This is a genomic window from Blautia sp. Marseille-P2398 (assembly GCF_964240315.1).
Classification (GTDB): domain Bacteria; phylum Bacillota; class Clostridia; order Lachnospirales; family Lachnospiraceae; genus Blautia_A; species Blautia_A wexlerae.
Genome location: NZ_CAXSTD010000001.1, coordinates 361,924 through 374,535, shown reverse-complemented (window position 1 = coordinate 374,535; position 12,612 = coordinate 361,924). Strand labels below are relative to the sequence as shown.

The window sequence follows — 12,612 nt, the reverse complement described above, 5'->3', positions numbered from 1 at the left end:
TTTTGGTTTTTATGGTAAGGGTGAAAATATATAATTTTACTGAAGTTTTGGAAACAGCAGCTATATACAAGGCTGCTGTTTTTGAGTATAATGATAAAAAAGGTAATACAATTGATGGAGAATAATTCAAATGATAGTTAACAAGTGTTCGGAAAATTTACTTACAAAATCAAAAAAATTATATGAAAATTACAGGGACAACTGTACAGTTGTACAGAGAATGCTGGAAAAATATAAAAAGATATATCCCAATATTTCTGATTATTCTATTATGCATTTTATAGATATTGCAGAATTTTGCGATTTAATAATGGACAGAAAGAAACTGGAAGGCTTGAATGAAGATGAGTGTTACTGTCTTTTGCTGGCAGCCCTGTTTGCGCATACCGGATTTGGTTTAAATCAGGAAATCATGAACAGATATATAAACAGACTGGGAATTCAAAAGCAGACTCAATCGCTTACATTCCTGCAGATCATGAGCAAATATCATGTTTTGTTCAGTGCGTGTCTGATAGAAGAATATGGAGATATATTTTAATTTCCGTCAGAGAAACATAAACATGCCATAACCAGTATGCTGTATTTTATTGGCGGAAACAGCGATGATATAAATCAGCTGGAAGAAATTTTGGTATTAGACAATAAAAATACTGTCAGATTGAAGGATCTGGCAGCAGTTCTTGTGGTTGGAAATCAGCTTGCAGAATTGAAAAATATAAATCCTGATCTGGATTATGAGGATTTTGATAAATATAATTCTGAAGAGATTGTTGGATTTGTTGAAAGAAATGTCGTAAGAAGCATTTCCGTTAAAGGTGGTAAACTTGTGATAGAAGCAGGTGGATCAGATTCAGCATATGCACTGATTGAAAGAAAAGTCAATATAATTATCAATAATTTTAATAAGATTCTCAGAAGTCTCACTCATGAGTCGGGTGACAATACCAGTCTTTTTTGCATTGATTCGATAGAGCTCAAGTGTGTTCTGTCTGCTGAAAATTCAGAGAAAATCTATCTTAATAAAGAAATTGAAGAATCATGGACAGAAGAGGATATTGAACTTTTTCATAAACTTTCTTTTGAAGAAAGAGTATTTTATGCGGATTATCTGTCTACAGAGTTTGAGATCACCAAATCTCTTATGGACTTTGCAAAAATAAATAAAGCAGTACTTGCGGGATTAGAGTATAGAGTAAAATCACCGAAGTCCTTATATAATAAGCTTTATCAGAGAATAGAGAAGTCTTTTTTTGATTCAATAGCGGATGTTATTCGTTATACAGTGATACTGGAACCGAAAGAATATGTTGAACAGATACGATCTGTGACAGATGCCCTGTATGAGAAGAACTGGAAGATATATTCATTGAAAAATTATTGGGTCAATGACAGCTTTCCGTATAATGGCGTAAATGCAAAGTTTAAAAACTCACGCAACTATCGTATTGAAATCCAGTTCCATACTCAGGAAAGCTTTGATGTGAAGATGAGTGAAGAAGATCACAAATTGTATGAACAAAGAAGAGTTTTGGAGCCTGGCTGCGAGGAGTATAACAGAATATTACAGTTACAGCTGAAATTGTATTCAGATATGGAATATCCTGAAAACATTGCGGATTTAGAAAAAATTTAACCGAATCAAGTAAGTCCTCTGCTTCAATTGCAAATATCCGCCTGACCCTACAGCATCAAATGTTACAGCAGGAGGTACCGGATAATTCCGGGTCATTTGATGCATGACGATTAAAACCTGACAACAGCAGATTGTTGTTCTCCATATTAGTATATGTTCTGCATAGAAGCCTGTGAATGGTTGTAAGGGAGAAGATTTATGAAAATAGTGAAAAAGAAACAATCCAACAGTTATATTCTTGAATATAATGTGGGATTATGTTGCATTCTGTGAACTCTTGTGAGATTTCAGTGGGGAATAGCTTGTAATTATAATGAAAACAAGGTATACTAGTATAAAAGACAGCAGTCGGGAGAACCATTTTCCCGTCTCGTAAGGAGGATAAAATGGCAAAAAACTATGATGGCATGGCAGTTGGGGCATTTGAACTGGATAACCTGGTAGCTTGCTTTGTCGCTCTCGATGCAGCATCCAAGGCTGCAAACGTAACGATTCAAAGCGTCGAACGAAACCGACTGAAAAGCGGAGCATGTGTAAAAATACGCGGCAGTGTTTCTGATGTGAATGCAGCAATGGAAGTGGCCTTAGAGACAGCCAAACCCCTTGGCAAGATTGTTTCTCACACAGTGATCGCATCACCTTCCGCAGATACTGAAGTGGCACTTAAGATGACCATTAACAAATAGAACATGTCAGGAGGAAATGAGAAGATGTCATATGGAGCATTAGGATTAGTAGAGGTTGTGGGAAGCTGTAATGCAGTAGTTGTCCTTGACCAGATGCTGAAAACATCAGATGTGGAATTCCGTACCTGGCATACCAAGTGCGGAGGTCACGCAACTATATTCTTAAGTGGCGATATAGCAGCAGTAAAGGCAGCAGTAGATGCTGTAAAGGGAAACCCGCCCTGTGAAATTATAGCAGCAGCTGTAATCTCAGCACCGTCTGAAGAAACATCAAGACTGGTGAAAGAAGAGGAAGAAAAACACCATAAATAATAGCTAAGAGGACTTTCTGTAAATCAGCAAATGAAATGCAGAAAGTCTTTTTGGAATATGTATAAAGATTCTGCAGTAAAGAAGTGTCAGGGTATTGAAAATGATGTGAAGGTAGTATTAAATCAAGAAGGCAGGTATTTCGGAAGATGGATTATAAGAGTGTAAAAATATCAGAAGATGCAAAAATTGCAAGGCAGTCAGTGGTTATTGGAGATGTAACTATCGGGCGTGACAGTTGTGTTCTTCATTATGCTGTGATACGTGGCGATGATGCTCCGATCATGATCGGTGAGGAATCTAATGTTCAGGAAAACTGTACGATTCATGTAAGCCGTAATATGCCGGTACATATTGGGAATAATGTGACAGTTGGACATAATGCAGTGCTTCATGGATGTATGATCGGTGACCGTACATTGATCGGAATGGGAGCGGTTGTTCTTGATGGTGCCAGAATAGGTAAGGATTGTATCATAGGAGCAGGAAGTCTTGTGACAAAGAATACAGTGATACCGGACGGTTCTCTGGTGATGGGAAGTCCTGCAAAGATTAAACGAAACCTTACATGGGAAGAAAAGCTGGGAAATCTTGAAAACAGTAAAGAGTATGTTTCTGTGTCTGCCGAAATGCAGAAGCAGGGTGTATTGTAAAAATCAGACAATAAAAATATCCCCGGAACTTTATGTAAAAACAGTGGAGTTCCGGGGATGTTTATGTATATCAGACAGTAATCTTAAACCAGTCTTTTTCTTCAAAATCTACTACTGTGCAGTCATTTGCATAAGTGCATTCCGGAAGAATGATCATGGCATGGAGTACTTCATTGTTTAAAGGAAGAGGACATAAATGCCAGATAGCAGCATTGATCTTCACCATAGTTCCTTTTGGAACTATGAATGCTCTGGTAAGTTCCGGAACAGGTGCGCCTGCAGAAGCCGGTGCTACATGTATGATCATGTCATCATCCAGTGCAACAATTCCTTCCCAGGTAGTTGTGTGATATTCAGCAGCTTTAACGATGCGTTCATCTTTATGTACTGCAATAGGCGAAAAACCAATGGATCCCATACAGGTACCGGAAATACGGTCTGGATAAAATTTATGTATTTCACCATGTAATGGATAGCCTTCTGGCTCTGTCATGCTGAAAAATGTACCAAATGGTGCAAAATCTGCAGCATTGATTTTTGTTGCTTTTAGTTCTCTCATGATATAATACCCCCTTATATAGTATTTTATGAAAAGTTTTGATTATTTTTTGTGTGTGACTGGTGGAAGATCACAGTGATAAGCGATACCCAGTGGGGTTACCAGCAGAGGATGTACCGGACGATAAACAGGTAGCCCAAGCTTTTTTTCAAATACGCCTGTGAAATCTTCAAAACTTGCGGAACCGCCTACAACATATACAGCGGGTACCTGGTAGCCTGTGAGAAATTTCTGAGTGATCGTGGCCATTTTTTCTACAGTTGCTTTGATTACAGGGAAAATTTCAGCTTCTTTTGAACGATCTGTTTTTAAAATTTCAGCTTCTTCGTATGGGATGTTATAGTGCCCTGCTACAGTCATGGTCATGTGACTGCCGCCGGTAGCTTCATCGTCTGTGTAGATTACTTTGCCGTCTTTGAGAATACTGATTCCTGTAGTGCCTCCACCTACATCCACTACAGCGCCGTCTGAAATCTTAAGTACAGCAGCTGCAGCGGTGGGTTCGTCTACGATATTGGAAACCTCAAAACCTGCACCCTCCAGCACATATTGAATACTTTTTGAACTTCCTTCGGAAACTCCGGGTGGGATTGCAGCTGCAGCGTAAGGAAGCTCAGTTTTCAGTTTTTTTTCAAGTTCAGCCTTCAGCCGTGTAACAAGCTGAACAGATTCATAATAATTGACGATCACGCCGTCTCTGATAGCCTGGGAGGGAGCGGATATGCCAGCAATCGGACGGTTGGTAGTGTCTACAACTGCCAGAACTGTATTAGCTGTACCCAAATCCACACCTACCTTCAGGCGGCCTTTGAATTTTTTGCATTCACCGGTTTGAACAAGATCGGCGAAATTTGATAAAGTTCTGTTTTTCAATTCCATATCTGTATACTCCTGATATTTTATTTTATAGATGAGATCGTTTGACATTGTTACTGCTCATTCCGTTCTCAGCAACATGTTTTTCGATTTTTGCTGTTTCAGAAAAAACAACAAAAAATTGCAAACAGATATTATATATTATAGAATAATCAGTATGGAAAAGCAACAAAATATGCCGTCAGGTTATGAAAAGAATAGAAAAATTATTGGTAAATATCAAAGTTTTCATTAAATATTTTTTCATTGTGTGATAAAATATTTAATGAACTTAAATACTTCTTGAATTCTTAAATAAGGAAAGGATGCTATACAGGAATCCGCATAGTGGCAGTGTTTTTCTGGATTACAATCTGGCAGTTTGCAAGTATGTATCTGGGACAGGAGATCCTTCTGGCATCTCCTGTTTCTGTTGTCCGAAAGCTTTTTGAACTGAGTTTTACCGGGAATTTCTGGCAGTCTGTTGGATTTAGTTTTGTGCGTATTGTGACAGGATTTCTTTTGGCTATGTTTTTGGGAATCTTTCTGGCAGTGTTGGCATATTGGTCAAAAACAGTGGAAATTCTGATAGCACCTGTAATTGCGGTGGTCAAATCTACACCTGTGGCGTCTTTTATCATTTTGTGCCTGATATGGATACCGTCCAGAAATCTGTCAGTTTTTATTTCTTTTCTTATGGTTCTGCCTGTGATATATACGAATATCCTTGAGGGAATACGGCAGACTGACAGTAAGATACTGGAAATGGCAAAAGTATTTCAGGTGAATCCCGGAAGAAAGATCAGATATATTTATGTATCGCAGGTACTGCCTTATTTTCTCTCTGCATGCAGGCTTTCACTTGGGATGTGCTGGAAAGCAGGAGTGGCAGCAGAGGTTATCGGAGTACCCTCAGGTTCTATTGGTGAGAAACTGTATAATGCAAAAATATATCTGAATACTCCTGATCTTTTTGCATGGACGATTGTGATTATTGTGATAAGTTTTGTATTTGAAAAGTGTTTTCTTGGAAGTGTAAGCAGAGTAGTTTATATGATAGAACATAAATAACGGAGATTTTGATTTATGGTAATTTTCTTAAATGCGTTATTTGTGAGGTTTGTTACAGGTGGAGAAAAGATATGGATATAAAGGTAGATCATGTCAGTAAAGCATACGGAGAGCAGCAGATACTGAGAGATTTGTGTTGCGTTTTTCCAGAAGGGAAAACCACTTGTATAAGAGGAAGATCCGGATGTGGAAAAACTACACTGATACGGCTTCTTCTGGGGCTGGATATTCCGGATAAGGGAAAAATAGAAGGGATAAGTGACAGGAAGATCAGTGCAGTATTTCAGGAAGATCGCCTGTGCGAAAATCTGAGTGCTGCTTCCAATATAAGACTGGTATGCACAGAAACAATTGATTATATTTTAAAAAAGACCGAGGGAAAGACATTGATCTTTGTTACCCATGAAGAACAGGAAGCAGTTTGGCTAAAGGCCGACAAAACATTAAAATTTATGAAGGATTATCTGATAAAATAATCCGGAAAGTGATGGGATAAAATAATGCAGACTTATACATATGTTTCAAAGGGAAAATTTGAATTAATGGAAAAACCAAAACCAGTACTTATGCATGAACGAGATGCAGTTGTAAAGGTAACGCTTGCAAGTATCTGCTCAAGTGATCTGCACATTAAACACGGAAGTGTTCCCCGTGCAGTTCCTGGTATAACTGTGGGACATGAGATGGTAGGTATTGTTGAATCAGTTGGAAGTGCTGTAACTCATGTAAAACCAGGGGATCGTGTGACTGTAAATGTAGAAACCTTTTGTGGTGAATGTTTTTTCTGTAAAAAAGGTTATGTAAATAACTGTACAGATGAGAATGGCGGATGGGCTCTTGGCTGTCGTATAGATGGTGGTCAGGCAGAATATGTAAGAGTTCCGTTTGCTGACCAGGGACTGAACAAAATTCCGGAAGGAGTTACTGACAGACAGGCTTTGCTGGTAGGAGATGTTCTTGCCACTGGCTATTGGGCTGCACGTATTTCTGAGATCACAGAGGAGGATATTGTGCTGATTATTGGAGCTGGTCCTACAGGGATTTGCACTTTGCTAAGTGTTATGCTGAAAAATCCAAAGTGTATTATTATGTGTGAAAAAGATGAAAACAGAATTCATTTTATTAATGAACATTATCCGGAGGTTCTTACTGTCTCGCCGGAGGAATGCTTTGATTTTGTCCAGGACCATAGTGATCACGGTGGAGCTGATGTAGTTCTTGAGGTTGCGGGAGCGGAATCTACATTTCGTCTGGCATGGGAATGTGCAAGACCAAATGCAACTGTGACAGTGGTTGCACTTTATGATAAGGCTCAGGTACTGCCACTTCCGGATATGTATGGAAAAAATCTCACATTCAAAACAGGTGGAGTGGATGGATGTGATTGTGAGGAAACCCTGAAACTGATCGCAGAAGGTAAGATTAATACAGAACCACTTATCACACATACCTATCCGCTTAGCAGAATCGAAGAAGCATATGAACTTTTTGAAAATAAGAGAGATGGTGTGATCAAAGTAGCGGTAGAGTGTTAGAGCGTGTTTCGAAAACGATGTACTAGCAGGATTGCTGTAGATGAAATGAGCAGGTCTGTGAAAAAAATATCTGGAGCAGTTTCTTTTTTGAAAAAAGGAATTAAGTAATGAGGAGATGACGAAGTCTTGAATAAAGCATATGAACAGGAAATAGAAATGTGGAATCAGGTTTTTAAAGAATGTACACCTGTAGATTTAAGAAAGTTAGATTTGAAAGTGGAAACCATGTTTGATGAAGCTTTAAAACTATTTGCGGAAAAAACAACAAATGTCCTGGATTTTGGATGCGGAACCGGAGATATTTCTACACATAAGGTTCTGGGGATTGATGCCTCAAAAGTGGGTATTCAATTTGCAAATGAAACAGCAAAACTCAGTGAGTATAAAACTGCCACGTTCTTAGAAGGCGGAGAACATATGATAAGTTTCCGGCAGTTCGCTTTTTTCCTGTGTTTCTGCTATACTTTTGTCAGGAAAGAGAGGACGGCTTATGAACATTGATTTAAGAGAAGAACTTAGAAAACGTGATGAACTTCTTGACGGTTATCTCAAGCAGATTGAGATCCAGGAAGAGTTTATCCAGAAGCAGAAAGAAATGATCGAATTTCTGGAAGACCATATTTCAAAGATCACAGATATTATCAGCGGCGTCTGACAGATAAAACTATGCCGGGGGAAAAAGTATGCCTGATGCTTATGACCGTATTACACTCCTGTGCCGCCTGAAAGCTGCACAGACCAGAAATAAAGAACTGGAATCCGGAGAAAGATATGTCCGGCTGAAAGAGCTTCATCAGAAGGAATGCAGGTAATATGGATCCAGGATCCTGGAACTGCAGAAAGAAGCGGCGGATGCCCATAAGGAAACGATACGTGTCCGTAATTACTGGTTCCAGGTACTGGAAGATATGCTTCTGGAGTTTGAAAAAATGCAGAAGAAAACGAAACAGGAGCTCCAGGAGATGGAAAAGCGCGCCCTGAAAGCAGAAAAACAGAGGGATGATGCACTGGATAAGGTAAAAGAACTCCAGCACCAGTTTTATGAAACAGCAGTCAGGCTGGAAGAAGAACAGGGAAAAAATCTGAAACTCCGTGCACAGATAAACCGTGATTATGAAAATTCTTCTATCCCTTCTTCCAAAACACTCCGGAAGAAAAAGATCACGAACAGCAGGGAAAAGACCGGAAGGAAACCCGGAGGCCAGCCAGGCCATAAGGGACACTGCCGCAAAAAACAGGAGCCGACCCGGCCGGCAATCCTTCTCCCGCCTCCGGAAATAGTCCTGGAAGACAATTCTTTTAAAAAGACATCAAAAACGATCATAAAACAACGGGTAGGCATCCGCATGCTCCTGGATGTAACAGAATATCATGCAGATGTTTATTATAGCAGTCAGACGGGAGAACGCGTTCATGCTCCATTTCCGGCCGGAGTCATTGATGATGTGAATTATGACGGCAGCATCCGGGCATTTCTGTTTCTTCTTAACAATGACTGCTGTACATCGATCGATAAGAGCAGACAGTTTCTGTCAGGCCTGACCGGTGGAAAACTGAATATCTCAAAAGGAATGGTGAGCAGACTCAGCAGGGAGTTTGCCTTAAAAACGGAAGCTGAGCGCAGGGCTGCTTATGCAGATATGCTGCTTTCCCCTGTCATGCATACAGACTGTACAAATGGCAGGGAAAACGGAAAGGGCTGCCAGATATATGTCTGCGCAACGCCGGACGGAAAAGCCCTGTATTTTGCCCGTGAGAAAAAAGGGCATGAAGGGGTAAAGGACACGGTCACTGAAGATTACCAGGGGATCCTTGTACACGATCATGACCGGACCTTTTATAATTATGGAACGGATCATCAGGAATGCCTTGCCCATGTGCTGCGCTATCTGAAAGGTAGCATGGATAATGAGCCGGACCGTACCTGGAATAAAGATATGCATTCACTGGTACAGGAAATGATCCATTTCCGGAATGGATTACAGCCGTCTGAGGAACTGGATCCCTGTAAGGTCTCTGAATTCGAAGAAAGATACCGTAAGATACTGGAGACCGCCCGGAAGGAATATGAAAATGTTCCGGCAAACGATTACTATAGAGACGGGTATAATTTATTTCTGAGAATAGAGAAATATATGCAGAACCATCTGCTGTTCCTGCATGATCTCCGGGTACCTGCCACTAATAATGAAGCAGAAAGGCTTCTAAGGAATTATAAGCGGAAACAGGCGCAGGCCGTGACATTCAGAAGTTTCGAGAGCATCGATTACCTCTGCCAATGCATGAGCATGCTTGTTTTGATGCGCTTAGAAGAACCAGAAAATATATTTGACAGAGTGTCCAGGATATTTGGATAAAGAAAACCGATGGCTTTAACTGTTTTTCAGTTTACACCATCGGTTTTCTTAAGTCCAGTTAGCCCTTGAACAGTAACACAATCTTTTTTCCATATCAAATAAGCTCCATGTTCTGATTGCGAATATCAGTTGAAGCATGTTACTATAAGAAAAAACATAGCTATATCATATGATTTTTGACGAGGTAAATCAGATGGCTGGTGACACAGAAACATGATAAGAAAGGTAAAAAACATGGCATCAGAAAGAACAGAAGAACTATACAGGGTTTTGCTCAGCAAGGGCTATCCGAAGGAGCTTTGTGCTGAGATTGCATATAAAAATATGAATACAGATTATACCGCAACCAGAATGCTGGGTTATTTATATCGGTATACAAATCCTAAAATCGAAGATCTGGTAGATGAGATGCTGGCGATTTTAAGTGATCGGGCGCAGATAATAGAGAAAAAGGAATCTGAACATGCGCAGGCAGTGATCAGTGAAATGTACCGGAAGGGATTATAAGTGACGAAGAACTTGGAGATACGATAACAATGGAGCAATATTATTACAACCATATGAATAAGGCGCAGCAGGCTGCATATCACAGCATTCTTAGCGGTGTGAAAAACCTGGCGGATGAATTTCAGATTCCGGCATTAGAGGGAGAAGAACTTTATAATGTATTTTTTCAGATGCGTCTGGATCATCCGGAGATATTTTGGGTGAGCAGTTATAAATACCGGTATTATAAAGACTCTCCGAATCTGATTTTTATTCCGGAGTATCTTTTTGATAAAAAGAAGATTTGCGAACATCAAAAGGCTATGACTGCCAGAGTTGAGAAGCTGATTCGTCCGGCTCAGAAGCTGTCTGAGTGGGAGAAAGAGAAGTATGTACATGATTTTATCTGTGAAAATATCCGCTATGACAAACTGAAAAAATCATATTCCCATGAAATTATCGGACCGTTGGGGCAAGGAGTTGGTGTTTGTGAGGGAATTGCAAAAGCAGTAAAGGTTTTGTTAGATGCACTGGGAGTCTGGTGTGTGATTGCAATCTGTGGAAATAATCCTGAGAAGGGAATTAAGTATCGCCACACATGGAATATTGTAAAAATAGGAGGTACATATTATCATCTGGATGCGACCTTTGATAATACCCTGGGAAAAGATCGTGAAACTTCTGAAATCCGCTATGATTATTTCAATCTGGATGATTCACAGATTTTCAGGGATCATGAGCCTCTTATTGCGCCGGCGCCTCACTGCGGTGATCATGAGCACTTTTACTATAAGGAGAAGAAGCTTTCTTTTACTAAGAAAGAGGATGTGTATAAACGTTCTTTGCAGGCGGCGAAGAAAGGCAGGGTACTTATTTTTCACTGGAGAGGCGGTTATCTGACAAAGGAAGTATTGAAGGAATTGCTGGAGCTTATCCGGAAAGCAGGAGATGAGAAAGACAAAACAGCAATGGTCAGCATAAACTGGCCGCAGGCAGTTATTCGTGTTCAGTATACGGATATGCAGGTACAGGAGAGTGTGACAATAGAGGAAGCGAATGAAGGGGAAAAATAGATGTAATAAACAGCTTAACTTTTTCCGTGTGAGGATAGAGCTTTTTAAAAGAATGTGATCAGAGTGAGAAAACAGCCGAGATGTGGGACAGGGAATTAAAAGAAATCAGGAAGCAGGAACAGTATAGGAAAGCTATATCATGTATGGAAGAGGAACAGTATGATAAGGCAATAATTTTGTTTGAGGGACTTCCAAGAGATTATGAAGATGTCAGAAATAATTTCAGGGAATAAGGGTGAAATAAATGAATCAAAATTGCATGATTACACGAGAAGCAGCGTTGGAATTCGGTTTATCATTTCAGAATACATATACGGAAAGACCTTTCCGTGATCAGAACTGGCAAGTGGTAAGAGCGAGGGAAAACAAAAAAATTTTTTTATGGATCTATGAACGAAACGGTTATGTTAATCTGAATGTAAAAGCAGATCCGGAGTGGCGTGATTTTTGGCGAAGTGCCTATGAATCTGTACAGGCTGGTTATCATCAGAATAAGGAACATTGGAATACCATTATTCTAAATGGGACGGTACCGGATAAAGATATTAAAAGAATGATATCCGAAAGCTATGATCTCGTAACATACAGCCCGACAAAGAAGATTTATGAGGCAGTGAAGCAAATTCCGAAAGGATGCGTTGCAACTTATGGTCAGGTTGCCGAAATGGCAGGGAATCCGAGAATGTCGAGAGCGGTAGGGAATGCCCTCCATAAGAATCCGGATCCGGGGCATATTCCCTGTTATCGGGTAGTGAATTTCAGAGGAGAACTGTCAGGGGCTTTTGCCTTCGGCGGTAAAGATGTACAGAAAAAGCTACTGGAAGCAGATGGAATTGAGGTTGTCAATGGAACGGTGGATTTAAAAAAATATGGATTGACGCAAAGAGATGATAAACTGTGAGAAAACAGATACGGATGATTACCTTATTATCATTTGAATGCTGCTTTTGATAACGGCCTGAGAAAGGATTACGGAAATTCTGAAATCCGATATGATCATTTTTATTATAAAAAGAAGAAGCTGTCTTTTACCAGACAGGAATTTTGTAATGCTCATCAGCTGGGGGCGGGCAAATCTTTCCGGATCTGCCTGGCAAAGGACTGTATTATAGGTGCAGGAAGCCTGGTTACCAAGAATACTGTGATACCGGATGGTTCTCTGGTAATGGGCAGTCCGGCCAGGATCAAACGAAATCTCACCTGGGAAGAATATTCTGAAAATATTGTGGCTTTAGAAAAAATCCATAGTAATCCCATAAAATAATGCAGTTAAAACAATTCAGTAGTGATATCATACACCTGCTTTACGATAAACAGATTTCATGTTATGATTATTTCAGCTGAATTTGAGATATTCTATTAATGAAAAGGGCAACTATTCAACAGTTTCTG

General features: G+C 39.8%; 18 protein-coding genes. 16 read left to right on the top strand and 2 right to left on the bottom strand.

The annotated features are described in order from the left end of the window. Positions 1-130: 130 nt before the first annotated feature. The 5 genes from ACESZG_RS01805 to ACESZG_RS01785 all read left to right on the top strand — a co-directional run bounded on the left by ACESZG_RS01805 (position 131) and on the right by ACESZG_RS01785 (position 3,284). Positions 131-541, top strand: coding sequence for a hypothetical protein (locus ACESZG_RS01805; RefSeq protein ID WP_373217429.1), 411 nt, complete (start codon positions 131-133; stop codon positions 539-541). 90 nt (positions 542-631) lie between these two features. Then, the gene (locus ACESZG_RS01800; RefSeq protein WP_373217427.1) at positions 632-1,636 is read left to right on the top strand and encodes a hypothetical protein; all 1,005 of its coding nucleotides are present in this window, start codon (positions 632-634) and stop codon (positions 1,634-1,636) included. Between the two features lie 386 nt (positions 1,637-2,022). Beyond that, the gene (locus tag ACESZG_RS01795) at positions 2,023-2,322 is read left to right on the top strand and encodes a BMC domain-containing protein (protein WP_008703970.1); all 300 of its coding nucleotides are present in this window, start codon (positions 2,023-2,025) and stop codon (positions 2,320-2,322) included. Between the two features lie 24 nt (positions 2,323-2,346). Further along, positions 2,347-2,634, top strand: coding sequence for a BMC domain-containing protein (locus ACESZG_RS01790; RefSeq protein ID WP_008703969.1), 288 nt, complete (start codon positions 2,347-2,349; stop codon positions 2,632-2,634). Positions 2,635-2,780: 146 nt separating this feature from the next. After that, positions 2,781-3,284: a gamma carbonic anhydrase family protein gene (locus ACESZG_RS01785; RefSeq protein ID WP_368226171.1), complete on the top strand. Its 504-nt coding sequence runs from the start codon at positions 2,781-2,783 to the stop codon at positions 3,282-3,284. A gap of 70 nt (positions 3,285-3,354) precedes the next feature. Here the strand turns inward: ACESZG_RS01785 and ACESZG_RS01780 are convergent, their stop codons facing one another. Beyond that, positions 3,355-3,843, bottom strand: a complete 489-nt coding sequence (locus ACESZG_RS01780; RefSeq protein ID WP_368184036.1) for an ureidoglycolate lyase — start codon at positions 3,841-3,843, stop codon at positions 3,355-3,357. A gap of 42 nt (positions 3,844-3,885) precedes the next feature. After that, complete coding sequence (eutJ, locus tag ACESZG_RS01775) at positions 3,886-4,722, bottom strand: ethanolamine utilization protein EutJ (protein ID WP_347459939.1); 837 nt, start codon at positions 4,720-4,722, stop codon at positions 3,886-3,888. A 366-nt stretch (positions 4,723-5,088) separates the two neighbouring features. Between eutJ and ACESZG_RS01770 the strand changes: the two genes are divergently transcribed. From ACESZG_RS01770 to ACESZG_RS01720, 11 genes are all read left to right on the top strand, one after another. Beyond that, positions 5,089-5,769 (top strand): ABC transporter permease, encoded by a 681-nt coding sequence (locus tag ACESZG_RS01770; protein ID WP_373217488.1) that lies wholly within the window; start codon positions 5,089-5,091, stop codon positions 5,767-5,769. A gap of 71 nt (positions 5,770-5,840) precedes the next feature. Continuing rightward, on the top strand, positions 5,841-6,245 hold the full coding sequence (locus tag ACESZG_RS01765) for an ATP-binding cassette domain-containing protein (RefSeq protein WP_118408858.1): 405 nt from the start codon (positions 5,841-5,843) through the stop codon (positions 6,243-6,245). A 24-nt stretch (positions 6,246-6,269) separates the two neighbouring features. Beyond that, complete coding sequence (locus ACESZG_RS01760; RefSeq protein ID WP_368219513.1) at positions 6,270-7,304, top strand: alcohol dehydrogenase; 1,035 nt, start codon at positions 6,270-6,272, stop codon at positions 7,302-7,304. 126 nt (positions 7,305-7,430) lie between these two features. After that, the gene (locus ACESZG_RS01755; protein WP_008703958.1) at positions 7,431-7,805 is read left to right on the top strand and encodes a class I SAM-dependent methyltransferase; all 375 of its coding nucleotides are present in this window, start codon (positions 7,431-7,433) and stop codon (positions 7,803-7,805) included. Beyond that, positions 7,795-7,959 carry a hypothetical protein gene (locus ACESZG_RS01750; RefSeq protein ID WP_008703957.1) on the top strand — a complete coding sequence of 55 codons (165 nt, stop codon included), beginning with the start codon at positions 7,795-7,797 and terminating at the stop codon, positions 7,957-7,959. Before ACESZG_RS01755 ends, ACESZG_RS01750 begins: the two co-directional genes overlap by 11 nt. Before the next feature lie 28 nt (positions 7,960-7,987). Continuing rightward, positions 7,988-8,116, top strand: a complete 129-nt coding sequence (locus ACESZG_RS01745) for a hypothetical protein (RefSeq protein WP_020994050.1) — start codon at positions 7,988-7,990, stop codon at positions 8,114-8,116. A 117-nt stretch (positions 8,117-8,233) separates the two neighbouring features. Then, positions 8,234-9,661, top strand: a complete 1,428-nt coding sequence (locus ACESZG_RS01740; RefSeq protein WP_120062723.1) for a transposase — start codon at positions 8,234-8,236, stop codon at positions 9,659-9,661. 234 nt (positions 9,662-9,895) lie between these two features. Continuing rightward, complete coding sequence (locus ACESZG_RS01735; RefSeq protein ID WP_008703953.1) at positions 9,896-10,168, top strand: hypothetical protein; 273 nt, start codon at positions 9,896-9,898, stop codon at positions 10,166-10,168. A 29-nt stretch (positions 10,169-10,197) separates the two neighbouring features. Beyond that, complete coding sequence (locus ACESZG_RS01730) at positions 10,198-11,220, top strand: transglutaminase domain-containing protein (RefSeq protein ID WP_020994048.1); 1,023 nt, start codon at positions 10,198-10,200, stop codon at positions 11,218-11,220. A gap of 259 nt (positions 11,221-11,479) precedes the next feature. Further along, positions 11,480-12,121, top strand: coding sequence for a methylated-DNA--[protein]-cysteine S-methyltransferase (locus ACESZG_RS01725; protein ID WP_025577079.1), 642 nt, complete (start codon positions 11,480-11,482; stop codon positions 12,119-12,121). A gap of 33 nt (positions 12,122-12,154) precedes the next feature. Then, positions 12,155-12,484, top strand: coding sequence for a hypothetical protein (locus ACESZG_RS01720; protein ID WP_008703942.1), 330 nt, complete (start codon positions 12,155-12,157; stop codon positions 12,482-12,484). The last annotated feature ends 128 nt before the right edge of the window (positions 12,485-12,612 follow it).

What these genes read in the sequence shown, in the direction of transcription:
- ACESZG_RS01805 (WP_373217429.1), top strand. Translation starts at nt 131, where the DNA reads ATGATAGTTAACAAGTGTTCGGAAAATTTACTTACAAAATCAAAAAAA.
- ACESZG_RS01795 (WP_008703970.1), top strand. Translation starts at nt 2,023, where the DNA reads ATGGCAAAAAACTATGATGGCATGGCAGTTGGGGCATTTGAACTGGAT.
- ACESZG_RS01790 (WP_008703969.1), top strand. Translation starts at nt 2,347, where the DNA reads ATGTCATATGGAGCATTAGGATTAGTAGAGGTTGTGGGAAGCTGTAAT.
- ACESZG_RS01785 (WP_368226171.1), top strand. Translation starts at nt 2,781, where the DNA reads ATGGATTATAAGAGTGTAAAAATATCAGAAGATGCAAAAATTGCAAGG.
- ACESZG_RS01780 (WP_368184036.1), bottom strand. Translation starts at nt 3,843, where the DNA reads ATGAGAGAACTAAAAGCAACAAAAATCAATGCTGCAGATTTTGCACCA.
- eutJ (WP_347459939.1), bottom strand. Translation starts at nt 4,722, where the DNA reads ATGGAATTGAAAAACAGAACTTTATCAAATTTCGCCGATCTTGTTCAA.
- ACESZG_RS01770 (WP_373217488.1), top strand. Translation starts at nt 5,089, where the DNA reads ATGTATCTGGGACAGGAGATCCTTCTGGCATCTCCTGTTTCTGTTGTC.
- ACESZG_RS01765 (WP_118408858.1), top strand. Translation starts at nt 5,841, where the DNA reads ATGGATATAAAGGTAGATCATGTCAGTAAAGCATACGGAGAGCAGCAG.
- ACESZG_RS01760 (WP_368219513.1), top strand. Translation starts at nt 6,270, where the DNA reads ATGCAGACTTATACATATGTTTCAAAGGGAAAATTTGAATTAATGGAA.
- ACESZG_RS01750 (WP_008703957.1), top strand. Translation starts at nt 7,795, where the DNA reads ATGAACATTGATTTAAGAGAAGAACTTAGAAAACGTGATGAACTTCTT.
- ACESZG_RS01745 (WP_020994050.1), top strand. Translation starts at nt 7,988, where the DNA reads ATGCCTGATGCTTATGACCGTATTACACTCCTGTGCCGCCTGAAAGCT.
- ACESZG_RS01740 (WP_120062723.1), top strand. Translation starts at nt 8,234, where the DNA reads ATGCAGAAGAAAACGAAACAGGAGCTCCAGGAGATGGAAAAGCGCGCC.
- ACESZG_RS01735 (WP_008703953.1), top strand. Translation starts at nt 9,896, where the DNA reads ATGGCATCAGAAAGAACAGAAGAACTATACAGGGTTTTGCTCAGCAAG.
- ACESZG_RS01730 (WP_020994048.1), top strand. Translation starts at nt 10,198, where the DNA reads ATGGAGCAATATTATTACAACCATATGAATAAGGCGCAGCAGGCTGCA.
- ACESZG_RS01725 (WP_025577079.1), top strand. Translation starts at nt 11,480, where the DNA reads ATGATTACACGAGAAGCAGCGTTGGAATTCGGTTTATCATTTCAGAAT.